The 25386-nt window shown below is 43.6% G+C and carries 20 protein-coding genes; 11 read left to right on the top strand and 9 right to left on the bottom strand.

All coding sequences use genetic code 11. The annotated features are described in order from the left end of the window. Positions 1-49 precede the first annotated feature (49 nt). The 6 genes from BN4609_RS10125 to BN4609_RS10100 all read right to left on the bottom strand — a co-directional run bounded on the left by BN4609_RS10125 (position 50) and on the right by BN4609_RS10100 (position 7478). Positions 50-1204, bottom strand: a complete 1155-nt coding sequence (locus BN4609_RS10125) for an AAA family ATPase (RefSeq protein WP_057259283.1) — start codon at positions 1202-1204, stop codon at positions 50-52. A 5-nt stretch (positions 1205-1209) separates the two neighbouring features. Then, a complete protein-coding gene (locus BN4609_RS10120; RefSeq protein WP_007758558.1) occupies positions 1210-1584 on the bottom strand; it encodes a helix-turn-helix domain-containing protein in 375 nt (124 codons plus the stop codon). Between the two features lie 210 nt (positions 1585-1794). After that, positions 1795-2625 (bottom strand): transposase, encoded by an 831-nt coding sequence (locus tag BN4609_RS10115; RefSeq protein WP_068856575.1) that lies wholly within the window; start codon positions 2623-2625, stop codon positions 1795-1797. A gap of 242 nt (positions 2626-2867) precedes the next feature. Beyond that, positions 2868-3986, bottom strand: coding sequence for a site-specific integrase (locus BN4609_RS10110; RefSeq protein WP_057259280.1), 1119 nt, complete (start codon positions 3984-3986; stop codon positions 2868-2870). A gap of 140 nt (positions 3987-4126) precedes the next feature. Then, entirely contained in the window at positions 4127-5062 is a 936-nt protein-coding gene (locus BN4609_RS10105) for a helix-turn-helix transcriptional regulator (protein WP_042519994.1), read from the bottom strand. Between the two features lie 898 nt (positions 5063-5960). Then, positions 5961-7478, bottom strand: a complete 1518-nt coding sequence (locus BN4609_RS10100; protein WP_068856574.1) for a DUF4301 family protein — start codon at positions 7476-7478, stop codon at positions 5961-5963. Between the two features lie 124 nt (positions 7479-7602). Here BN4609_RS10100 and BN4609_RS10095 point away from each other — a divergent pair, with 124 nt between their 5' ends. Beyond that, on the top strand, positions 7603-9813 hold the full coding sequence (locus tag BN4609_RS10095; protein ID WP_068856573.1) for a RelA/SpoT family protein: 2211 nt from the start codon (positions 7603-7605) through the stop codon (positions 9811-9813). On the opposite strand, the gene BN4609_RS10090 is transcribed toward BN4609_RS10095, so the two are convergent. After that, a complete protein-coding gene (locus tag BN4609_RS10090; RefSeq protein ID WP_021993154.1) occupies positions 9808-10440 on the bottom strand; it encodes a TetR/AcrR family transcriptional regulator in 633 nt (210 codons plus the stop codon). The genes BN4609_RS10095 and BN4609_RS10090 overlap by 6 nt on opposite strands. Before the next feature lie 116 nt (positions 10441-10556). Here BN4609_RS10090 and BN4609_RS10085 point away from each other — a divergent pair, with 116 nt between their 5' ends. From BN4609_RS10085 to BN4609_RS10050, 8 genes are all read left to right on the top strand, one after another. Further along, a complete protein-coding gene (locus BN4609_RS10085) occupies positions 10557-12845 on the top strand; it encodes an NADP-dependent malic enzyme (RefSeq protein ID WP_068856572.1) in 2289 nt (762 codons plus the stop codon). Positions 12846-12909: 64 nt separating this feature from the next. Continuing rightward, positions 12910-13752, top strand: coding sequence for a 4-(cytidine 5'-diphospho)-2-C-methyl-D-erythritol kinase (gene ispE, locus BN4609_RS10080; protein ID WP_068856571.1), 843 nt, complete (start codon positions 12910-12912; stop codon positions 13750-13752). Between the two features lie 477 nt (positions 13753-14229). Continuing rightward, entirely contained in the window at positions 14230-15021 is a 792-nt protein-coding gene (locus BN4609_RS10075; protein ID WP_164071638.1) for a hypothetical protein, read from the top strand. 415 nt (positions 15022-15436) lie between these two features. Next, positions 15437-15724, top strand: coding sequence for a hypothetical protein (locus BN4609_RS16555; protein WP_164071637.1), 288 nt, complete (start codon positions 15437-15439; stop codon positions 15722-15724). Between the two features lie 113 nt (positions 15725-15837). Then, a complete protein-coding gene (locus BN4609_RS10070; protein ID WP_068856569.1) occupies positions 15838-17163 on the top strand; it encodes a radical SAM/SPASM domain-containing protein in 1326 nt (441 codons plus the stop codon). 349 nt (positions 17164-17512) lie between these two features. Then, a complete protein-coding gene (locus tag BN4609_RS10060) occupies positions 17513-19594 on the top strand; it encodes a TonB-dependent receptor (RefSeq protein ID WP_068856567.1) in 2082 nt (693 codons plus the stop codon). 18 nt (positions 19595-19612) lie between these two features. Further along, positions 19613-21811 carry a peptidase domain-containing ABC transporter gene (locus BN4609_RS10055; RefSeq protein WP_068856606.1) on the top strand — a complete coding sequence of 733 codons (2199 nt, stop codon included), beginning with the start codon at positions 19613-19615 and terminating at the stop codon, positions 21809-21811. Positions 21812-21913: 102 nt separating this feature from the next. Beyond that, entirely contained in the window at positions 21914-22099 is a 186-nt protein-coding gene (locus tag BN4609_RS10050) for a hypothetical protein (RefSeq protein ID WP_068856566.1), read from the top strand. A 1027-nt stretch (positions 22100-23126) separates the two neighbouring features. On the opposite strand, the gene BN4609_RS10045 is transcribed toward BN4609_RS10050, so the two are convergent. Both BN4609_RS10045 and BN4609_RS16210 read right to left on the bottom strand, forming a co-directional pair. Next, the gene (locus BN4609_RS10045; protein ID WP_068856565.1) at positions 23127-23522 is read right to left on the bottom strand and encodes a DUF4890 domain-containing protein; all 396 of its coding nucleotides are present in this window, start codon (positions 23520-23522) and stop codon (positions 23127-23129) included. Between the two features lie 126 nt (positions 23523-23648). After that, the gene (locus tag BN4609_RS16210; protein ID WP_241033243.1) at positions 23649-23945 is read right to left on the bottom strand and encodes a hypothetical protein; all 297 of its coding nucleotides are present in this window, start codon (positions 23943-23945) and stop codon (positions 23649-23651) included. A 19-nt stretch (positions 23946-23964) separates the two neighbouring features. On the opposite strand from BN4609_RS16210, the gene BN4609_RS10035 reads away from it, so the two are divergent. Further along, on the top strand, positions 23965-24633 hold the full coding sequence (locus tag BN4609_RS10035; RefSeq protein ID WP_021993163.1) for a DUF4230 domain-containing protein: 669 nt from the start codon (positions 23965-23967) through the stop codon (positions 24631-24633). Beyond that, positions 24630-25283, top strand: coding sequence for a DUF4230 domain-containing protein (locus BN4609_RS10030; RefSeq protein WP_068856563.1), 654 nt, complete (start codon positions 24630-24632; stop codon positions 25281-25283). Before BN4609_RS10035 ends, BN4609_RS10030 begins: the two co-directional genes overlap by 4 nt. The last annotated feature ends 103 nt before the right edge of the window (positions 25284-25386 follow it).

Here is a 25386-nt window from a genome sequence, read left to right as displayed (position 1 = left end):
CTGCAAATGATACGGTCGGCTGGCATACAGCCGTGTGCAGGCTGCTTTTTCATGGTTTGTCCTCCTTTTCATGTCCTGCAAACAGCTCCGCCTGCCTTGCTTCTCCTGCTGTCCCGCTTGTCCCATCTGTCCCATGCTGTCCCACCTGTCCCATTGTCCCGTTCTCCTTGGGACGGGACAGCGGGACAGCAGGGACAGCTGCGTTCCTGTCCTCCTTGCTGCGCTGGATTATCCGGCTGACGGTGGACTTGCCGCAATTGACCTGCGAGGCTATCTCCCGGACTGACTTCCCGGATTGGGACAGTTGCAGGATAAGGCAATCCCTTTGTCCCGATTCGTTGTCACCCGGTTTCTTCAGGTGTTCCTTTTCGGTTGAATAGCCCCTGAACACGAATTGCAGGAAGGCATCCGTTTTCTCAATCTCATAGACAATCACATTGTCGGCATCATACGAGAATGTCCCGTAACGGACCTTAAGCTGCTTCACATAGCGGAGTCCCCCGTCCAGTGCGCTTTTCCCGATGACAAACACGCTGTCAAAGAAATTGTAGAGCCGCTTGCTTCCGGCAAGGTCGTTGGACGTGATGGGACAGTCCAGTGAACGCTTTGGGGTGTGTGCCAGGACAAGGATGGAAAGCCCGTATCTCTTTTTGAGATTGTTGAGCTGTATCATCAGCCGTCCCGCCGCATCGCCTTTCTCCATGGCACAGCACAGGTAAGTAAGGTTGTCAACGATGAAGATCCTGCAGCGGGTCTGCTGTGCCATCTGTTCGATGCTGCCGATGATTGTCCCTTCAAAGTCGGCATCCAGAAGGGCGTCGCTGTCAAGCGATACCCGGTACAGCCTTTCGGGAAAGGTGTAAGGCTTTCCGTACTCGTCGGTATAGCGGAGCTGGAACTGCTTTTCAGAGAGTTCAAAGTCCAGATAAAGCACGTTGTCAGTCCGGGCGATACGGTCGGCTATCTGCACGGCAAGGATGGATTTCCCCACGTTGGAATCCGCAAAGAGGCAGGACAGTTCCCCCTCGTACCAGAAACTGTCCCACAACGCACGGGGCGTGGGCAGCTGCGATGCTTCGAGTATGGTCCGGTTGGCGGTCTTTATGCTCATCACGCCGATATTTTCCGGCATACCGTTCTGCATCTGGGCTGCCCTTGTCAGGTCGCCATGGATCATGCTGATATAGTTCTTGTCCTCTTCCATGGCTTTTACCAGTTACGTTGGCCGGGCTTGCGGCGATGGGAGGAGGACATGGACTCGCTGAGTTCCTCATCGGACAGGGGTACGGGATTCTTGCGGGAGGATTCCAGCCATCTGTCCAGTTCGTCACGGTAAAGGCAATAGCGTTTGCCGGGCTTGGTGGCCGGAATGCTTCCGTCCGACAGTTTCATGTAGAGCGTTCCCTTGGGAATACCGAGATATTCCGCCGCTTCATCCACGGACATGGGGACATGGGTGTCCACCGCCTTTGCATTGTTCACACTGCGCTGCTCGGTAAGCAGGCTTCTCAAGCTCATCACTTCGTCCCGAAGCTGGGCTACGACCTCCGGTAGGTCGTTGAATGTAATCACTGTTTTTTCCATTTGCGTACTCGCCTCTTTTGTAAGGCTTGGCGCAAAGGACCGCAATGATATGGCCGTGAAGATATTCACGGGATGTCATTGCAAAATAATTCCCAAATAACGATGCCCAACCGTGAATGACGGGCAAAGCTATTCGGGAAACAATGAGATACAGGCTGTTACGTGTTGCCTGATACTTGTCGTTATTGTTGTTATATCCCCGGGAAACGGTCAACTGTTCACTTTCCGTGCATAATCTTCGGGATAATGGAAGTCCAGACTGCCGTTTTCGGGTTCGTCAATGGGAATAAGCGTCTTTGACGGATCGACCTTGAAGTTCTTTATGGTCGCTATATCCGTGTCGGCAAACTCACGTGGAAAAAGGGTCTTGATAAAATTGGCACGGTTGTCCCCGTTGTAGTATTTCTTGTACATGAAACGCTCGGAGATGTTCCACACGAAATGGCGGAGCGGAATGTTGGTAATCTCCCTGGTCAGCCGTCCTGTTATCGGCTTGGGCTTGTAGCTGTGAAGGCACATCCACTTGTTGACCTCGGCACAGATATGGTTGACGGTCTCCTTGTCGGCAATACGGGGCATGACGAAGTGGATGTACTCCATGACCATGCGGATCCGTTCCGCCTCTTCCTGCTTCTGTCTGTCCTCATAGCTGGCACGATTCTTTTCGTGCAGTTCCGGGGCAATGGCAATCTCTACCGGTTTTATATCCGGGATTGCTTCCCTGTTTGTCGGCATTGGTGTCGGAGCTGCAGGTTCATTTGCATCCTGTAGCTGTTCTTCCTGAGCCCTTATGATTCCGGCAGATGCCTTTTTCTTGCTGGACTTGAGTTTCCAGATCTCGTATGAGTCGAAAATGACCGTCTGGAAAGAGAGATAGAGCAGCCAACCGAGAATGTTGCTGCATACAAAGACTATCAGCCTTACAAAATTGTCCTGATTGAAACTTGCGGAGACAATCAGCGTGATAAAAAAGGAAATCAGGCAGATGGCAACGCCGATGAATCCCAGAATGATGTATTTGTCCTTTATCGTTGGTTCCATATCGTTTTTTTCGGTTATTACTTGTAACTGTCAGGTCTTTGCAAATTTAATGGTATTCTTCCAATTATTGCTCATTAGCCTTGGTTGGCGGTTTCTTTTTCAATGTTTTTCACCAAAAGTCCGGAATCATACCAAAATATCATACTATAATGACTTTTTAAGGAATGGTGCCATCAGAAACTGAGGGAGCGGTTAAAGCCTGCACGCAATAACCGCTCCCCCTGAATATCCTGAAACAAGGCCTATGCTTCCTTGTGTTTCAGGGTTATCTTGTCCACCACCTCGCACATCTGTTGTGCAGCCATCTTGGAATAGATTTGTGTGGTGGTAATGTTCTTGTGTCCCAGACAGGCTTGTATGACAGCCATGTCCGTGCCCATTTCCACGTGCAGGCTTCCGAATGAATGCCGGGTACAATGGAAGGTTATCTTCTTGGTTATGCCTGCCGCCGACAGCCAACGCTTCAGGGGCCCCTGCAGCATCTTGTCCTTGAAGCCCTCAAAGATAAGTCCTTCATGCCGTTCCCCGAGCAGTCCGTAGGCTTCATCACTGATGGGGTTGTGTACAATCTGCTTCGTCTTCTGCATACGGGTGGTCACGAACATCTTGCCGTTGGTATACGGCTGTATCTGCTGCCAGGTAAGCTGCCTGATGTCGCTCTTCCGCAATCCCGTCAGGCAGGCGAAAAGGAAAGCTCTTTTCAGAACCTCTTCCTCGCATGGCGTTTCGGCAAGCCGTATCAGTTCCTCCTGGCTCAGATGCTCTCTCATGGTGGGAATACTCTCGATACGGTCCAGAAAGCCGTTGGGATTCTCCTTTATCTTCCTGTCACGGTAGGCCGTGTGCAGGACGGCACGGAAAGCCGACCAGTAGCCCGCCGCAGAATTGATATGCAGCTTTTGGTTGGTATGTATGGTCTGGGGAGCGTTCAGCAGGTACTCCATGAACTTGCGGCACAAGTCCACGTCCACCTCTTCAAAGGTGCATTTGCCATTTACAAACCGTTCAAAGTGTTTGTAGACGTGCTGCCACTTGATATTCCTTCTGTCTGCCAGTTCCTTGAAGTAGGCGAGGAAATCCCCTTTCATCCTGGCCTTGTCAAAGAAGCCGTTGTTCTCGTTGAAGATGGCTTCGTAACGCCTGTTGCGGAGTATCTCTGCCTTCTTCATCATGCGTGCGTTGAAGTCACGCTCCTGCTGGTTGGCAGGTTTGGCAAAAATGTAAATACCCAGAGCTTCACGTGTTATCACTTTCATGGTGGTGTTGTCACGGTAGCCGGGATAATAGTCCAGACACAGCGAATACTGTGTACCGTTCTTGATCTTGCGCTTGCGCAAGGTTACTGTCTTGCATTTACTCATATTGATGATGTTTTAACTGGTTGTACATTTCCGGAGGTGTCTCCGTGTTCACGGTGGCAAAGGAACAACGTGAAACAGCCGTGAATATCTCCACGACAATCATTTTAAAATAATTTTCGAGTAATGGCGGTTGCTTGCGGTTATTTGTTCCTTTCAGCCATGACACGCTCCACGTCGGAGCGTAGAAGCAGGTTCTTCACGCCGACCTTTATCTTTTCGATGTGCCTAACCTTGACGATATGGCAGATGTTGGCTGAGGAAAGTCCGTAAATCTGCCGGACCTGTTCCACGGTGTAATAACGCTCGTCGTTCACAAGGTCGGTTCTGCGGAGTTCGTCCAGATGGGACTTGGAGTAATAGGTGCGGCCGTATTCTCTTTTGGTCGGTATCCTGTGCCGGTAGGCGTATGCCCGGAGTGCGGCAGGCTTCATGCCGAACTGCTCTTCCGCTTCTTCGGTCAGGAGCCAGTCGGTGATACTGTCCATATCAACAGCCGTACCGAAGAACTCGTCAACATGCTTCTTGCTGTAATAGTTCTTTCCAGCGATACGGCAGATGGAAATGCGATTGCGTTTGGCGGTGGTATAGAGCCATGACTGTTTGACCTTATAAAGGGACATCACCTCTTCACCGGAATAGAAGTCCGGCACTTCATCGGTTACCTTTTCCCTTTTTTCTTTTTTCGCCGGGAAGGAAGATGAAGCGGATTTTTTCGGTGTGGAAGTGCTGCCGGGCAGGATGCGGTGGTAGGGATTGCTCTCCAGCATCCGCTCGATGTCGGCTCTGCGGATGAATGCCATGCGGTTGCTGATGCGTGAGGCTTTCAGCTTGCCCATGGCTACAAGTTTATAGATGTACTGTCGGGAACAGCCCATGAGTATGGCTGCTTTGGAAAAGGTGAGATACTCCTGATGCTGTATCTCCATGATTGGCCGGACGGCTTTGAAGAGGTTGTTCTTCTGTGTCATTCTGGCTCGCCGGGCTTCCGCCTGACAAGCCTCGCTGCAATACCTTTGCATTCCGCTGCGGGTTACAAAGGACTTGCCGCAAAAACTGCATTTTCGGGTTGCTTTCATACTGCTTTATCGTTTACTGGTTCATTTCTTCAATCCTATATTCCTGAAGTGGTGAACGGATGTAAACGGCAGTCAACGGTTGTCGCCTTTCTACACGATGTGACCGTCACTGAATGTCGGGGCGGATATTGTCGCTTGTCGTAAACGGTTGTAAACCCTTGTCAACTGTCTGCACGGTGTGACAAAAAACAAGCCCCGCAAATTCTCCACGTCAGAAATACGTCTCAAAAATATGTGGAAATTTGGGAAGCATCAAAAAGCAGCCGAAAAGTGTTAATTTTTAGAATGTACTGATAATTAAATGTTTATGTTTGGATATTTCTGATTGTTTTTGGTTGTTCTACGCTTCTAAATACATAAAATAAAATCATGAATGCAAATTGTCATAAGGAATTGCAAACACAGACGTGATGACAAAAACCATAAATACATGTGTTTTCATAATTTAATTTGTTTCTTAGAGGTTTGTGTGTTTAACGTAGTGAATATACAAAAATATATTCTATGACAGAAACAGCAGAACATTTATTTATATAACTTTGCATAAAGTTATCATATCTTCACAATAGTCCGTAACCATTCATGCGTACAGTCATAATGCATTTCAACACACGGACAAGACTGACATCATAAACATACGCAGTAAATTTGTGTTTCCTGAATATTTCAATATAATATAATGAAAATAAGGAAAAAGCATACGATTCAAGTCCGTGTATGAATATCCAGAAGTCACTTGATTCGTTTTATCTCCAAAAATATTTATATTCCAGCAGAATGAAATGCGGATGAAAGAAAACGGCTGATTATGGATTAAGAACGTAAATCCCCGAAAGTAACAATATGACTCTCGGGGATTAAATATAACTTATAATAGGTGTGTGTATTTATAAATTGCTTACTGGTGCTGTTCTCTCAACAAATCGTTGACCGTCTTGACTGGGTTGAACGTTGATATGGGGACTTCTACAAACACCGTGTTCCAATCACTCATTGCTCCATTCCACAAACCGGGAAGTTCAAGAGCCTTAAGTTCTTTTCCGTTTTTGCTTTTAGAGCTGATGAATCCGGTCGACTTGTCTACGTAATCCGGAAGATGGAACGGTCTGCCTTTGTAGTCTTTTGTGGCACATACAAGGTCAACAGGATTGAAATGAGTGCCCTCTTTGAACATACGCACATATTCATCATTACTCTTGTCTATCTGGCTTGATTCAAGAATCTGAAGACTCACAGTGCCGTCTTGATTGTAGCAAAGGAACGGACCTCCACCCGGTTCGCCCACATTCTTCACCATTCCACAAACCCTCATTGGTCTGTTCAGTTTGTTTCTCAGATATATCACAAGCTCGGCATCTTCGAGTTCCTTTATGTCGGTACGTCTGCAACACAAATCTCTCTGTACAAACCGAATTATTTCCTCAAGTTGTGCGTGAGTGTATTTGCCTGTATCAAGCAGATTAAGATAAGCAAATGCACGTGACTGAAGATCAACAAGGATGCCGGCAAGCAATTTCTTATACTTAACAGTATCATCCTTCAGTCTGTCAGGCACAACATTGTCTATATTCTTTATGAAAATAACATCAGCGTCAATATCATTTAGATTTTCAATCAGGGCACCATGCCCGCCTGGTCTGAAAAGCAACGACCCGTCTTCATTTCTGAACGCTGTATTGTCCGGATTTGCCGCAATTGTGTCTGTGCTAGCTTTCTGTTCTGAAAAGCTTATATCATACTTTACATTGAACATAGCCGCATACTTATCAGCTTTCTCTGCAACTTTCTGTTTAAAAAGCTCAATATGATCGTGTGATACGGTGAAATGAACGTTTGCTTTCCCGTCAGACTTGGCATATAGCGCGGCTTCAACAAGATGTTCCTCCATCGGTGTCCGCGGGCCGTCATCATAACTGTGGAAAAGTAGCAGACCTTTAGGAAGCCTCCCGTAGTTTAAGCCCTTCGGCTCCAACAGATTCTCAACAATAGCCTTGTATTCACCATTGTCAATCAGACATGTCACACATTTGCCCTCATTTCTCTTGCATGTGTCGCACAGTTCTTTCTTAAAGGCGAATTTTTTAATGTTTTCAAAAAACACCTTCTCAAATTCTGTTTCAGGCTTGCTATAGTCTGCGTCCAGAAAAGAATATAGATTCTTGAACATGCGGCTTGCCGCGCCACTTGCAGGAACAAACTTGACAATCTTATGTCCTCCGTTAAGATAAGCGTCCCATTTGGCAAGATAATCATTCATCTCATTTTCCGACGGTGACATAATGCCCTTTCCGACGGAAGCGGCAGATTCAATCTTGAGGAACGGGAAACCCTTCTTTATATCATCAAGCTGATGTTCTACTTGTTCTTCAGTGATTCCAATTAATGATATTTGCTTTAGGTCTTTTTGAGATAACATATCAGTCAGTTTATGTAAATTGTTGTATACTCGTTACAAATTTAGTTACTTTTTTTATAAACGCGAAACATTAAAGGTATTTTTTGTAACTTTGTGTCCAAACTTAATATAGATAAACACAGTTATGGCAGAAATATTAAGATTCACAAAGGACGAAAAGACGGAGTCTGTACGCATCATAAGGTATTTACGCGATGTGTTGGGCGAATCTCTGATGCCTGATGACGAAAAGAACCTGAGACAGTTCATAAAAACTGCGATTGACGAAAACAGTATAGAGAGAGACGTATTCGGACTCAATCCGATATTGCTAAGCATTCAGACAGCAGAAATCGAACTGCAGGAGATAGGTATGAAACGTGACTGTGTGTTGGCTATATTACTGTATAACATTGTCACGAATGACGACAGTTCCATAGAAATAATAGAAACCACATTCGGCAAGGGCGTCGCACAGATAATACACGGACTTGTGAGAATCCAGAACCTGTACAGTAAGAATCCGGTCATTGAGAGTGAGAACTTCAAAAGTCTGCTGCTGTCCTTTGCGGAAGACATGCGTGTCATTTTGATTATGATAGCAGAAAGAGTGTGTCTGATGAGACAGATAAGGGACACTGACAATGAGGAGGCAAAACGCAAAGTATCAGAAGAGGCAAGTTATCTCTACGCCCCACTCGCCCACAAACTCGGACTATACAAGCTGAAAAGCGAGCTTGAGGATTTAAGTCTCAAATATCTTGAACATGACGCATACTATGCAATAAAGGAAAAACTCAACGCCACAAAGAAATCACGCGATGCATATATAGAAAGATTCATACAGCCAATTGAAGAACAACTGCACAGGATGGGAATAAAATGCCATGTGAAAGGACGGACCAAAAGCATTCATTCCATATGGCAGAAGATGAAAAAACAAAAATGTGCCTTCGAGGGGATATATGACCTGTTTGCAATCCGTATTATCATTGATTCGCCCGTAGAAAAAGAGAAAATGCTTTGTTGGCAGACATACTCTCTCATTACGGATATGTATATGCCAAATCCCAAAAGACTGCGCGACTGGCTTTCTGTGCCTAAATCAAACGGCTATGAGAGTCTGCACATAACTGTACTCGGTCCTGAAAACAAATGGGTGGAGGTGCAGATACGCACAGAAAGGATGGACGAGATAGCAGAACGCGGACTTGCCGCCCATTGGAGATATAAAGGCATCAAGGGAGAGACCGGTCTTGACGAATGGTTGGGAAACATACGCAATGCCCTCGAGACAAACGACGACATGCAGCTTATGGATCAGTTTAAAATGGATTTATATGAAGACGAGGTGTTTGTATTCACCCCAAAGGGCGACCTGTTCAAGTTTCCCAAAGGAGCGACAGTACTTGATTTCGCATACCATATTCATTCCGGTATAGGCAACAAATGTGTCGGGGCAAGAATTAATGACAAGAATGTATCGATAAGAGAAATACTGCATTCCGGTGATCAGGTGGAGATAATAACACAGAGCAATCAGACTCCCAAACGCGACTGGCTTAATATAGTAAAGACAGGAAGGGCAAAATCGAAAATCAAACTTGCACTGAGAGAGACTCAGGTTAAGGAAGGATTGTACGCAAAGGAAATGATTGCCCGAAAGCTCAAGAACAGGAAAATAGAAATGGATGAGAGCATAATGGCTCACATGATAAAAAAATTAGGGTTCAAGGAGACTTCCGACTTCTACAAACAACTGACAGACGAGAAACTCGACATAAACAATGTAATAGAAACGTATATTGATGTCAGAAATCATGATCTGAATCTGAACGGTCCGGGAGTCATACGGTCTGCCGAGGAATTCAGTTATGAGAATCACAATGATGACAGGGACCACACACATGAGGACGTTCTTGTTATCGACAGAGATCTTATGGGAATTGACTATACCCTCGCTAAATGCTGCCATCCTATATATGGTGATCCGATATTCGGATTTGTCACTATAAACGGAGGAATAAAGATTCACTGTACCAATTGTCCAAATGCGCCAGAACTCAGAAAACGCTTCGGATACAGAATAGTAAAAGCACGGTGGAGCGGGAAAGGTTCTTCTCAATATAATATTACCTTGAGAATAATAGGAAACGATGACATCGGCATTGTAAACAACATCACAAGCGTCATTTCCAAAGAAGAGAAAATCGTTATGAGATCTATAAACATCGACAGCAACGACGGACTGTTCAGGGGCAATATTGTAATTCAGATAGACGACACATCAAGACTTGAATCACTATTGAGAAAGCTGAGGACGATAAAAGGCGTCAAAAGCGCAGTGCGCTTATAGGCGCGAATTCAGCAGGGCGTCAAACTGCCTGATACCGTCGTATGTGCATACACCGCGTATGAAAAGAATGATGATATTGTTGAGGATACGGGTAAAATCATATTCTTTATACATCTTCGACTGCTTCACATACTCTATTGAAGCATTCAATATTCGTGAAAGTACATCATAATCAACATCATCACGAAACACGCCCTCACGCACCCCGCGCTGATAAAACTTCATTTTATCTTGCTTACGTTCAGAATCGCGGGCTTCAAAATATGACATTACCTGGTCATATTTATGTATGTCGGAAAAATACAATGGATTCACACCGGACAGCCACCGAATCTGTCTGTTATAGAACTCTATTATTATATCAATAACATTATGGGAGGGGTCCTTTTCAAACGACTTCATGTGGGCGTCATATTGTTCCTCCTGATACTTGACTCCTTCAAGCAAAAGCTCCTCCTTATTTGAATATATCTCATATAACGTACGCTTGGATATACCCAATAGTGCCGCAATATCATCCATTTTAACAGCTCTGATACCTTTGCTCATAAACTCAGCCATTGATGTTTGCAGTATCTTCTCGCGCAGCTGTTGTCTGTAGTTTGTCTGAGAACTGTTTTTATGCATACATGTTAGTTTTGTGACAAAGTTATAAAAAAATGTGAAACCGAAATCGCTTTGTCAGTTTTTTATTAACTTTGCGTTCGTATTCAAATAAAAAGAAAATCATCAAATATAAGTATATGGTAAAAATAACAAAAGAAAGTGCCCTGGATTATCATATGAACGGACGTCCGGGCAAAATTGAAGTAAAACCAACAAAACCATATCATACACAAACAGACCTCAGTCTTGCATATTCACCAGGCGTAGCCTATCCGTGTATTGAAATACAAAAAAATCCGAACGATGTTTACAAATATACGGATAAAGGTAATCTTGTCGCAGTGATTTCCAATGGAACCGCTGTACTCGGACTTGGTGACATAGGTGCCATGAGCGGCAAGCCTGTAATGGAAGGCAAAGGTCTTCTGTTCAAAATATACGGTGGAATCGATGTTTTTGATATCGAGATAGACGAGAAAGACCCGGAGAAATTCTGCGAGGCGGTAGAGAAAATCGCCCCAACCTTTGGCGGTATTAACCTTGAGGATATCAAGGCTCCTGAATGTTTTTATATAGAGGAAAGATTAAAGAAAACCCTTGATATACCCGTAATGCACGACGACCAGCATGGAACAGCCATAATATCCGCAGCGGGTCTGAGGAATGCATTGGAGGTTGCCGGCAAAGACATATCAAAAGTAAGGATTGTTGTAAACGGAGCCGGTGCGGCAGCTATCAGCTGTACAAAACTGTATGTTGCATTGGGAGCGAAGTTAGAAAACATCGTTATGCTTGACTCCAAGGGAGTCATCACTAAGGATCGGGAAAACCTGACTCCGCAAAAGAAGATGTTTGCTACAGACCGCACAGACATACATACGTTGGAAGAGGCTATAAATGGAGCAGACGTGTTTGTAGGATTGTCAAAAGGGAATATACTCACCCAAGACATGATACGTTCGATGAATGATAATCCTATTGTGTTTGCTCTTGCCAATCCTGTCCCTGAAATCAGTTATGAGGATGCGATGGCAAGCCGCCCCGACGTCCTTATGTCAACAGGAAGAAGCGATTATCCTAACCAGATAAATAATGTCATAGGATTCCCGTATATATTCCGTGGAGCGCTTGACGTACACGCAAAAGCGATAAATGAGGAAATGAAACTGGCTGCTGTGAATGCTATTGCAGATTTGGCAAAACAACCGGTTCCCGACGTTGTTAATGAAGTATATCATGTAAACGACCTTACGTTCGGGCCGAAATATTTCATTCCCAAACCGGTTGACCCGCGCCTTATCACAGAAGTAAGTGCAGCTGTTGCAAAAAGTGCTATAGAAAGCGGTGTTGCGCGCCACATTATAACTGACTGGGATTCGTACAAAAAGAACCTGATGCAGTTGCTTGGGCAGGAGACAAAGCTTACACGCAACCTGCATGACACAGCCCGTATGCACCCTCAACGTGTTGTTTTTGCGGAAGGAGCGCATCCGACAATGATGAAAGCTGCCGTGCAGGCAAAAGCGGAAGGCATCTGCATTCCAATTCTGTTAGGCAATCCGGACAGACTGAATCGCCTTGCACAACGTCTTAAGCTTGACCTGACAGGCATTCAGCTCATAGATATGCGTGCGGACCAGGAGCAGGGACGCCGTGCCACATTTGCAAAACACCTTGCCGAAAAACGTGCACGCCAAGGTTACACATTCCAGGAAGCATACGACAAAATGTATGAACGCAACTATTTTGGAATGATGATGGTGGAGACAGGTGAGGCAGACGCGTTTATCACAGGTTTGTACACCAAATACTCAAACACCATAAAGGTTGCAAAGGAAGTAATAGGCATACGTCCGGAATACAACACGTTTGGGACTATGCACATCCTCAATACAAAGAAAGGAACATATTATATTGCGGACACTCTGATAAACCGTCATCCAGACGAAAGTGTGCTCATTGATATCGCAAGGCTTTCCGCACATACGGTGAGATTCTTCAACGAGGAGCCACACATTGCGATGATAAGCTATTCTAACTTCGGAACAGACGACATAGGCAGTCCGCTGAAAGTTCACAACGCCGTAGCTGAACTGCAACAGAGATATCCGGATATGATAATAGACGGTGAAATGCAGGTAAACTTTGCATTAAACAAAGAACTAAGAGACGACAAATATCCGTTCACACGTCTGAAAGGACTTGATGTGAACACGCTCATTTTCCCGAACATGAGCAGTGCCAACGGAAGCTACAAGCTGCTTCAGGCTTTAGATCCGGATGCGGAGATAATCGGTCCGATACAGATGGGACTGAACAAACCGATACATTTCACAGATTTCGAAAGTTCAGTACGCGACATTGTAAATGTGACTGCCATCGCTGTAATAGACGCATATGTGGATAAGATAAAATCAAATAAATAAACAATATATCACATCATTATGGTTGGAGCTTAATGCTTCAACCATAATCTTATACTAAATCATCATGCTGGTATCACCCTGTGCAAAGTTAAACCTCGGTCTGAATGTTGTAGAAAGACGTGCGGACGGCTATCATAATCTGGAAACTGTATTTATCCCTGTTCCATTATACGATGCTTTGGAAATAAATGTCATGGACGAACGTTTTCCTTCTGAAACGGCATGTGACATAAAGATTTCCGGAAATAAAATAGACTGTGAGGATAAGGACAATATAATTGTCAAGGCATACAATATTATTGCGTCTGATTATGACATACCGCGTATACATGTGCATTTGTTCAAGAACATTCCTTCACAGGCTGGTTTGGGCGGAGGCTCGAGCGATGCCGCATACATGCTAAGGGCACTTGATGATTTGTTTGGGCTAAACATCGGCAACCACAGACTGAAAGAATATGCTGCCAGACTTGGAGCTGACTGCGCGTTCTTCATCGATTCAAAGCCTGCATTTGCAACCGGCATAGGCTCTTGTCTTACACCTGTCAATATGGCAACGACACTCACAGGCTACTATGCCGTTATAATAAAGCCCTCCGTAGCAATATCTACAAAAGAGGCATATGCACACATACACCCTCATTATCCTGAGATGTGTTGCCGTGACATTGTAGGACAGCCGGTGGAGACATGGAAAGACCTGCTGTCAAATGATTTCGAAGAACAGGCATTCAAGGATTATCCTGAATTGCAGGAAATAAAAAACACGCTGTACAGTAATGGAGCCGTGTATGCACAAATGAGCGGAAGTGGAAGCGCAATGTTCGGACTTTTCAAAGAACACCCCTACTCTGTTGAGAGTTTGTTCAAGCATTATTATACAACAACCCTTAAACTGCAATATTAATAGAATCCATATAGAATAACTGTTTTCTTATTACTTTCATTATAGACAAAACCTATTGTTTCCTGAAGCGTCAATCTTCAAGACATACTGCCTTATTCTTACCGGAAAGCATATCAAACGACGGACCGAATCACACATCATTGTTACATAACACGGAAAGATGGATAGATATACGACATCTTGCCTAACAAACTGTAAATATTATTTCCAATCTGATGTAAAATTGCTATCTTTGCTTGAAACAAAACGTAAACAATAATATCATAGCAAGAAAGTATGAAGATGGCTGAGACCCACTTTTTTGTATATTATAAAACCATAATAACACACATAGCACTATCGCTTGCGTTTATTACGCTATTTTCGTGTGGAGATAATACGTTGACGAGAAACACGCCATATGCTGACTCATTGACAGAAGCGAATCAACGGCAATATGTCAGATATAATAAATCGGTGCATCTGCAACAGAAACACATGAATGAATGTACAGTAGATAAGCAGTCAGCCAATGTATACACTTTCAACAGGACCGGGACTACAATTGCCATTATAATCACGGTACCACTTGTAGCATTAGCCTTTTGGGCTTATATAAGGATAGAAAGGCGGGCACACATAAGAGATGTGATGAATTATAAAAAACAAATTGACACTCTTAAGAAAACACGTATTGGACTGTGCAGCATCCATAAACACAGAAGAGAGCTTATGGCACATGTAATCACGGAGAAATGTAGAGAAATAGAACTGCAGAGAAAAACCAACGACGACAATAAACGCCAGATACACAAACTTGAACAGTCAATTGACAGACTTCACAGACTTGGCGAAAGGCAGAAAGCCGAGTATATCAATATAATAAAGGAAAAGGACGCCTTAATAGAAGAGCTTAACCGTAAAAACAAAAAATATGAAAAGATAAACGCGAAGGGCTGCAATATTGACAAATACGCTGACAAAACTATAGTAAAACAATTAAAGCACCATGCAAGGAAAGATTTTGTCCACATGTCAAGTGAAGAAATGGCGATGCTGAAAGAAGTCGTCATTGACGAACCTGAATTCCGTAGAATAGAAAACATTGTAAATGACAATGAATATATCATATGTCTGCTGGTCAGGACAGGCTTTACTCCATCAGACATAAGCATATTGACAGACCTGTCACAATCCAACATATCGAATATCCGTAAAAGACTGTTGATGAAATTAACAGGTATTGACGGCTCTCCTAAAGATTTTGACACATATATAATCAGCTTATAATCAAACCATTAATACATTAAGCTCTACTAACAGTTAATCATTTGACAACCGATAGTATACCTTTTTGTGAAATTTTTGTGAAATATAAACTGACATTTGATTTGCTTCATATACGAATTTAACGTTACTTTGCGATATAAGAAAGCCAAAACTATATTAATCAAAGATTACAAAACTTCAGTCTATATATAAATTTCGTGGAAATTGAAACACAGAATCTTCGTATACAACAAATAAATAAATTACCTTTAAATCGAAAATTTCGATGAAAAGTTATACGACATCCGCAAATTTAAAGTAGAAATATTGTAATTAGCACAGACTGTTTATACATGCAGAAACATAATAACAGAACATATAGTAAAAAAGTAGCAACGCTCGAAGCTGTTAGAGAGCAAAAAAACTATCAAAAGTTATGGATTTTAAATTTTTAGATTCTATCATTCTTGATGAAGAGGAATTGATTAACATTCGAGGAGGAGTCAGCGACGGAATTACTTGTGGATCAAATTGTGGCATGAGTTGTGGAAACAGTTGTGGAAGTAATTGTGGAAACAATTGTGGATCAAATTGTGGAACCTCATGCGGCATCAACTGTGGAGGATTTATAAAAAATATTGATCCTATTATTAAACCAGACAGACCGACTGGACCAATTAATCCTGGTACACCAATTAATCCTGGTACACCAGAACACGAGTGAGAAGTTCTATCCTACATGAAAAAATTATGAATCAAGACATAAATTATTTACAAATATATCATAAACTTTATGTCTGTATTCGTTAATAATTTATGTCTTTAAATTAGATACATATGAAACACAGTAAATATAATATACTGATTCCTGCAAAAGGCTTTTGTATAATATACAATTCATTTACTGATAAGTTTGTCGGTCTGTCGAATCGAATTGCTACGGAATTCAATGAAACAAAAGATTTCAGTGAGTTTCATTATAATCACAAGGCTGTTTTTGAGAATCTAAAATCATTAGGAATGATTATTGACGATGACACCAATGAATTATCAATAATAAAGTCAAATTATGATAAAGCAGTCAGAGGGGATGACAGCTTATATATAATGATTTATCCAACTCAAGACTGCAATCTCAAATGCTGGTATTGTTATGAGTCACATGTTGCCAACTCGTTAATGTCTCCGAAGGTAATGCAGACAACATACAATGCAGTAATAAACAAATTAAAAACAAAACATTATGAATCACTTCTAATCGGTTTTTTTGGAGGAGAGCCATTAACCAACTTTGATGATATTGCATATCCTTTGTCTATCAGAATCAAGGAGTTTGCCGAGAGTAACGGAATAAAATTCTCTACATTCTTCGTGACCAACGCCTCATTAATTAATGAGGATATGATTGGTAAACTGCATGATATAAACCCTTTATTCCAAATCACACTTGACGGGACTAAGGAAAAACATGACAGTGTAAGAATATGGAAAAAGGATAATAAAGGTACTTATGATACAATTATAAACGCAGTTAAAATAATCTCTAATTCCATAAAAAACACTTTCACGGATGATCCGACTGTAACAATAAGAATAAACTACGACAATCAAACACTAAGAAAAATAGACAGTCTTATTGCAGATTTAGAAGGTGTAAACAAGAATAATGTCATAATACATTTTGAAAGAGTATGGCAGACACGCCATCTTGTTGACGACGAACAACGTGAATTGTTGATTGACACTTTCAGAAAATTTATCAACGCCGGCTATACTATAACCCACGGAGTGTTCAGGAGAAAGAAAGTTTCATGTCCGTCTGACACTCATGACTTTATGATAGTAAATTACAATGGCAAACTGTATAAATGCAATGGCAGAACACTTACACCGGAGACAAGCGAAGGATTATTGACAGATGAAGGTGGCATCCTATGGGACGAGGAAAAAATTCGAAAACGCATTAATAAACCAACGTTCGACAATGCAAGATGCCTTAACTGTAAGATTCTTCCCTTATGCTTGGGACCATGCAGTCAAAAACTCTTGGAGACCGGACAGATATGTGACAACATCTGTTCTTTGAAATCTATCGACATTTCATTAGAAGACTATCTGAAAATGGAATTTGAGATGCGATATGTGCTTCAACATTGCATGTAAGTTATTAGTGTACACATATAATAATCAAAGTACAGTTTTACACATTTATTTTCAGATGCCGCGAACATATATCCCGCCAATCAAAAGAGTGTAATGTTCGGTAATCATAAACATATAATATGCATTGTCACATATAAAAATATACGATTTAAACTGATGGAAAAATTCCTTAATCACATTTACATATAACAAATTAACATACACAAAACCCCATAACTGAAAAATACACAATAGCATGAACCATATAAACTGATATATTTTGCAAAGAATATACGTGATTGTTTAAGAAAAACAACATAACATAAATGGAACCCCAAAAACGCTTTACAAACAACATAAACATATAACTATGCGAAACATTCTTATTATTTCTTTGTTATCGTTTAATCTTGCAGGCAACGCACAGGAGCTGAAAGATTCAGCGAAAGTACACAATATAGACGAGGTGGTGGTCAACGCCACACGCAGTTATGCCATACCAGACGGAGTGGTATACATTCCGTCAAAGGAGGCTATAAGGCACGCCTTCAACATAAGCGACCTTTTGGCAAGAATGATGGTAGCAGGATTGCTTGTAGATTTAAGCAGCGACAAGGTGTCGACAACATATGGAGCCGACGTTCACTTCTATATCGACGGTGTGGAGGCGCAGGATTGGGAAGTAAAGGCACTGCGCCCTAAAGACGTGTTGCATGTGGATTACCTTAAATCGCCTTCCGATCCGAAATATAAGAACTACGAAGCCGTGGTGAATCTCGTGATGAAGAAATATAAGTATGGCGGATATGTACTCGGCGAAGCAGGTCAGACATTTGTGAAACCCGTCAGTGGTGACTACAATGTGGCTATAAAGGTGAACACCGGCAAGTGGACTCTTTCCGGTATGTCAATGGCATCCTACAGCAACATAAACGACATAATCAGCAACACCAACACACGATACACATTCAGTCCCGACAACATAATAAACCGCAGCACAAAAGAAAAGAAACGGCAGCACAACAGAGGAACAGTATCAGCAGCAAAAGCCATATACAACAGTGACAAGTTTCTGTTTATCACATCGGCAGGATTCAGCTATGACCGCACGCCTGTCAGCAACTCCGACATGAGCGTAACCTACAACGGCAACAACGTCCCGGAAGACGGCACGGCAAGCACAAGGTCGTCCTCGAAGAGTGCGGCTCCATACGCAGACGCCTATTTCGAGTTCCCGAAACTTCCTCACAACTCCTTTCTTTACGGTAAGGCATCGTTCTCATACAATCACAACGACGCCTCATCACTATACACTTTCGACAAACCGATATTCAATGCCACCGAGGAAGACGTGTATCTTCCCAACATCTGGGCGGCTTATGCTTTCCCGATATACAAACGCAACTATCTTACGCTTTCTGTGCAATACTATTCTGAGATATATAAGACACGCTACACCGGGACAGACAACACCAGGCAGAAACTCATAAACAACAACCTTATCACAGTACTCAGATACAACCACAGATTCAATGACAACTGGTCGGCAAGCACATTTCTGAAGGTGCCGGTCAATTCATACAAAGTGAATGACGGAAAATATAACACCACGCCATACGTCAACGGCGATCTGACACTGAACGGCAGAGTCGGCACAAAGCACTCCATATATGCTAACGCAGAGATATACCAGATGGCGATAACACCTACATTCTATAACACTGTAATACGTCAGGACAACGAGATAGAAGGAACAAAAGGCAACGCCACGTTGAAGCCACAGCGATATGTGTCGACACTGGCATCCTACTCGTGGATGCCATCAAACAGCTTCTCACTGAGCGCGAGCCTGTCGTGGGAAGAGATAATGCACGACATAGTGCCGTCATGGCATCCCGACGGCAACATGATGGTGCAGGACATCGTGAACAGCGGCAACTACGACATTATATCCGTAAGACTCACGCCGTCGCTGTCTTTACTGAACAGCAAACTCAACATGCGTTCACAGATAGTCTTATCACGCGAGATGCACACCGGCATAAGACATTTCTCATTCTACAACTACGGCATATATCCATATCTTAGCTACAACATAAACAAACATTTCTCCGCAACCGCAATGGGTGCCATAGGCAGCAAGGGATTCATGCGCGGCGGCAACGGACAATTGTCACGGTTATGCAACAGCATGAGAATAAACCTGCAATATACAACAGGCAATCTGCATGCCATGCTGTCGGTAGAGTCGGTACTGAGAAAAAAAGGATGGTATAAATCGTGGTTTGACAGCGACAACGTGCAATGGAGCCAATATGTGTCAAGCCCGAGGAGAGGCAGATATTTCAGTCTTTCCGTGAGATATACTCTCGACTTCGGACGCAAGACCGAGCGCGGCAACGAAGCAAGCTTCGACGGCAGCACCAAGACAAGCGTTCTGGGCAACAGGTAAATGAAAAGAGGGAAGGCAATGAGCAGATTCAAGACCTACAGACAACACGACTCAATGGAATGCGGCATCACATGCCTGCGCATGGTGTGTAAGCACTACGGAGCCGAATACAGCTCCGAATATCTTTCACGGCTATGTTTCGCCACCAACGAAGGGGTGTCGCTACTTGGCATGTGTGAGGCAGCGGAAAAGCTGGGACTGCAGAGCATGTGCGGAAAGCTGACCATAGAACAGCTCGCCACAGTTCCCCTACCCTGCATACTGCACTGGAACCAGAACCATTTTGTGGTGCTGCACCGCATCAGCAGGAACGGCAGAAGATTCCACATAGCCGACCCCGGAAAAGGACAGGTGACACGCTCGTTGAGAGACATGGAGGAACACTGGGTGAGTACAAGCGCGAAAGGCAGTGACCGGGGAGTGGCTATGATTATGGAAACCACACCGGCTTTTTACGAACGCATGAGACTTTCAAGCGACGAAGGAGAGAGCCGGTCGTTCCGTTTTCTGGCAGGTTATCTGAAAAAATACCGTAAACACTTCGGACAGATAGCCGTAGGACTTGCCCTCGGCTGCCTGCTGCAGCTCGTGCTGCCATTCCTCACACAGGCTATAGTGGACGTGGGCATAAAGAACCATGACATCGGATTCGTGTGGCTCGTGCTGCTCGGGCAACTCATGCTGACGGTAAGCCGGACGGCACTCGACTTCATACGCCGCTGGCTGTTGCTGCACATCAGTATGAGGGTGAACATATCACTGGTGAGCGACTTCTTCATAAAGCTGCTCAAACTGCCTATGTCGTTCTTCGACACCAAGCTTATGGGCGACCTGATGCAAAGGATGAACGACCATGCCAGAGTCAACAGTTTCCTGACAGGACAGACGCTCGGGGTGGCATTCTCATTGCTGAGTCTCGTGGTATTCGGTGTGGTATTGCTTATGTACAACGTGATGATATTCACAATATTCATGGTTGGCAGTGCCATATACGCCCTATGGATAGCAGCGTTTCTCAGACGCCGCAAGGTGCTCGACTACGAACTGTTCGAGCAGCAGGCGATAAACACCAACAAGACTTATGAGTTCATCACATCCATGCAGGAGATAAAGCTTCAAGACTGCCGCCGTCGCCGCCGCTGGGAATGGGAGGACACTCAGGCAGACCTTTTCAACGTGCAGATGAGAAGTCTCAAGCTTCAGCAGACAGAGGAGGCAGGCAGCATATTCATCAACGAACTTAAGAACATCATTATTACGGTGGTGTCGGCAACGGCAGTAATCCATGGTGAACTGACTCTCGGAATGATGCTTGCCGTGCAGTACATCATAGGACAGCTCAACGCTCCGGTGGAGCAGCTCATGGTTTTCCTCTACTCCCTGCAGGACGTAAAGATAAGCCTGGAGCGCATCAACGAGATACACAAGACTAAAGACGAGAATGCAGACAGTCACGGGCACATGCCACCTGACGGACCGCAAACGATAAGGCTCGACAACATCAGCTTCAAATACGACCGTCATTCTCCATGGAAGACAATAGACAACATATCCATAGAAATCCCGGAAGGAAAGGTCACTGCAATAGTCGGGGCATCAGGAAGCGGCAAGACGACACTGGTGAAACTGATGCTTGGCTATTATCCAGTAAGCGAGGGATGCATAGACATTGGAGGTACAGACATAGCAAGGCTCAACCTTGACGAGTGGCGCAGGCGGTGCGGGGTGGTGATGCAGAACGGTGTGATTTTCTCCGAGTCGATAGCGAGGAACATAGCGGTAGACGACGGCGACATTGACAAGGAACGGATGGTGAACGCAGCAGAGACGGCATGCATTAAAGACTACATCATGAGCCTGCCTCTTAAGTTCGACACAAAGATAGGGCGTGACGGCACCGGACTGAGCCAAGGACAAAAGCAGCGCATTCTGATAGCAAGAGCGGTGTACAAGAATCCGGACTTCATATTCCTTGACGAGGCGACAAACTCGCTTGACGCGAACAATGAGAGGAAAATAGTGGAGAATCTTGACAGATTCTGTAAAGACCGCACTGTAATCATCGTCGCGCACAGGTTGAGTACCGTAAGAAATGCGGACAAGATAATAGTAATTGACAAAGGGCGCGTGGCAGAGACCGGCACTCACGAGACTCTCACCCGTCAGAAGGGACTGTATTATGAACTTGTGAAGAATCAGCTTGAGCTTGGCAATTGAAATGGCATGACATGGCAGCCGCCATAAACAGCACAAAGCCAGCGAGTGCGTTATGTATGATAAGAATATTGCAGAATATGACTATTGATAATAGAAACAACTATGGATGAAAAAGAAAATATAGAATTGAGAAGTGAGAAAATGCGCCACATCATAGGAGAAATACCTCCGAGGCTGGTGAGAGTGGGTACAGGCGTGATAGTCGCTGTATGCGCGTTATTGGCTGTATGCTTATGGCTTGTCAGGATAGACGGTGAGCGTCTGTTCTCGCTCATATTCAGAGTGTGAATCAGGATAATGCGTTTATTTTGGTACGAATGCCGTACGCATTTGTAAAAACACGATTCATAAAATGAATATTTATACAGTCTTTGTGGTAAGAAATAACTGTCGTGTTTTTTTATAAAACAGAAACGCGGCAAGCCGGAAAGACGTATATTTAACGAGAGTCCTATCCTACAGCCCACGCCCTACCCCTACTCTTAGTCTGCAACAGACATACTCCATACGCCATTCCGGCTCTTTTCCGTCTCCTCCACATACGCTTACTCCTCTTATGTAAGGCATATTGTTTTCCGGAAAAGCATGTTTCATGTTCCCGAACGGGCTTTTCCGATTGCCGGAACAGCCTCTCCCGTGTGCCCGAAAAGCCTTTTTCGCATGACGGAACGTAGCCGCGCGAAACGTATTCCACACAACATACTGACATACAACACATTATACAAACATACGAATAGCAGGCGTATACGGTAACGAAAAAATTATTTTTGATTCTACGCGATTCTCAGCGAGTTGCCATTGTATAAATATTCATATTGTGAGCATATTGTTACATAAACATGCAATATAAGGTTAACCGGAATAGAAACGTAAGGATAGAACTCATAAGCTGCCGGTCATAATCTGCCGATACGATAATCAGTCGTTCTGAATTTACCGATATGATAAAATCAAACCCAAATCGTCATTAGAACGTATATATTTTAATAAATCTTTATTTCACATGCTCTCAGGTCTGCTTACGCTTTTCTGTCGGCGTCTTGCTTACCGTTCAGTCTCTGCGGAGCCCGCTACACCTTAGTCGGAACGGCAGGCAATCCACTCTACATTAACGCATAATCGAGCCGGAGTCTAATGACAGGTTCGGGTTAAACGCCAATCAATTCAGGACATATACTAAAAAGTGACGTTGCCCGATAAGTTTAAGGACAACGTCACCGCCATTACCTTTAAGAGGGAAACAGGCAAATGGCAAAATCTAACCTAACTAATTAATTATGAACAAATGTTGAAATAAAATATTCTTAATGCATTTTTAACGGTTTCCACGATTGTTGTTGCGCGGACGGCGTTGCATCATTTTCTTCTGCTCCTCTTCGTATTTAGAGAACTGGCTGTCATTCATTATTTTCTTCAGACCATTATTATAAGCCTCACGCGTAGCCTTCATCTTTTTCATCATCTCCTCAATCTGAGCCTTATCCGGTCGTTTCCTCATACTCAGTGAGTCTCCGCCAATGGCACGACGCGGTCTGTTTCCACGTCCGGGACGCCCGCCCATGAACATCTTGTCCGCATATTGCTTATTCAACTCAAGCAACTCCTTTTTCTGATTCTCATCCAGTCCATAACGCTCTGCCATGCGGTCAGTACGTTTCTGTATGATTTCCGACTTGTCGGGCATCTTCCTGTCCTGTTTTGTCTGTGCCATCAAGCATGTGTTTCCAATGCAAAGAAACAACGCTAAAGCCATTACATATTTTCTCATATCAATTAAAATTTTATAAGTTCTTATTCCTGTCATAATCGTACGATTTTGATAATATGACGTCGCAAATCACCAATGGTTTAACAAGTCGGTCAAAATAATTGATATAACAAACCAATTTGACGTTTTTTTTATATCTTTGCATAAGACAAGCTGCACTCGGGAAAACAAGAGCAAGCTCTCTTTCCACTCATTTGCATTGTCTTTGCATAAGACAAGCGGCACTCGGGAAATAAAGAGCAAGCTCTCTTTCCGCTCGTTTGCATTGTCTTTGCATAAGACAAGCGGCGGCTCGGCAGTGTCAAGTTTGGTAAAACTTCGTTTCCACATCTTGCCGTTGCACTCGCCTTGCATTATCTTTGCCATACAAAAAATATATACCCGAATGAGAAAGACATTAATTATTCTGATGCTATTTACGGCTGCATTTTTTTCTTCATGCAGGAAAGAAAAGACGGCGGCATCAACCGGGACTGTTGATACAATCCCGATGCTTATTATGCAGATAAAGAAATGTTCGCGTCTTTACACTACAGAATATCATATACATAAGATTATAACGCACGACGACAAAATAAGCCTTAAAGGTAAGTTCTTCAAGAAAGAATATGACATAGACCTTCCTCTCGGCAAAAGAAAGATAGCAATACCTATCGACGCCACAGTGAAAGCGTACATAGACTTTGAAGGATTTTCGGATGCGAATGTGGAAAAATCGAACGGCAAAATAAATATTATTCTGCCTGATCCTAAAATAACCATAACCGGCACAACAGTCAACCACGACGAAATCAAAGAATATGTGGCTTTTACACGGCGGCGTTTCAGTGACGAGGAACTGTCTGACTATGAAAGGCAGGGACGGCAGGCTATAGTGGCGGATATACCGAACATGGGACTTACAGACATGGCAAGAGAAAGTGCGGCACGCACATTGATTCCACTGATAAAGCAAATGGGATATAAAGAAAGCGACATTACGATAACATTCAGAAAGGATTTCACCCGGGAAGACATCAGTTCGTTAATTGAAAACAAGAATGTGACACAATGAAAAATAAGAATAACAGCATAAGACAATTCATAAATCACATCATCAGTACGACAATGGCTCCATGGCTGCTTGCAGCAGGAGGTGTGGTAATTTTGCTGATAACCATAACCGCGATAATTCATTGCGGAAAAGACAACAGTGCGGATATATACACAAACAACAAAATAGACATAACACCAAATCTGATAGAATCGATAAAAGATATTGGCGAGTGGGAGTTTCTGGCAGTCAGCGATGAGGAGATAGTTGACACCGTAAGGCATGGTCTGTTCGGGGACGACCAACTGGTAAGAATCTATTATGGGACACTTCGTCTGGGGATTGATTTGCATAAAACCGGAAAAAACTGGATAAGGACATCAGGCGACTCGGTCGTTGTGACGCTTCCGCCAATAAGACTGCTTGACGATGATTTCATTGACGAGACACGCACCAGAGCGTTTCTTGAAAGCGGGAAATGGAGCCATCAGGCACGGGCTGCACTTTATCAAAAGGCGAAAGACATCATGATGAGACGCTGCCTCACAGAGTCGAACATAAGAAGCGCCGAACAGAATGCGGTTACGCAATTCCACAACATCATGCATTCAATGGGTTTCAACCACATAAAAATAAGATTTGAGCGGCAGGACACTCATAAAAAGAAATGAGCCGAGAGGCAACTGTCTTACACTATTTCTCAATGCGGTCCGCCGCACATCCGATGAAAAAGTGAACAAATATACATAACATCAGCACGGAACACTGATGATG

It is taken from the genome of Leyella lascolaii, from assembly GCF_900079775.1.
Lineage (GTDB): Bacteria > Bacteroidota > Bacteroidia > Bacteroidales > Bacteroidaceae > Prevotella > Prevotella lascolaii.
The sequence above is the reverse complement of the archived record's forward strand: the minus strand, read 5'-3'. Positions and strand labels throughout refer to the sequence as shown.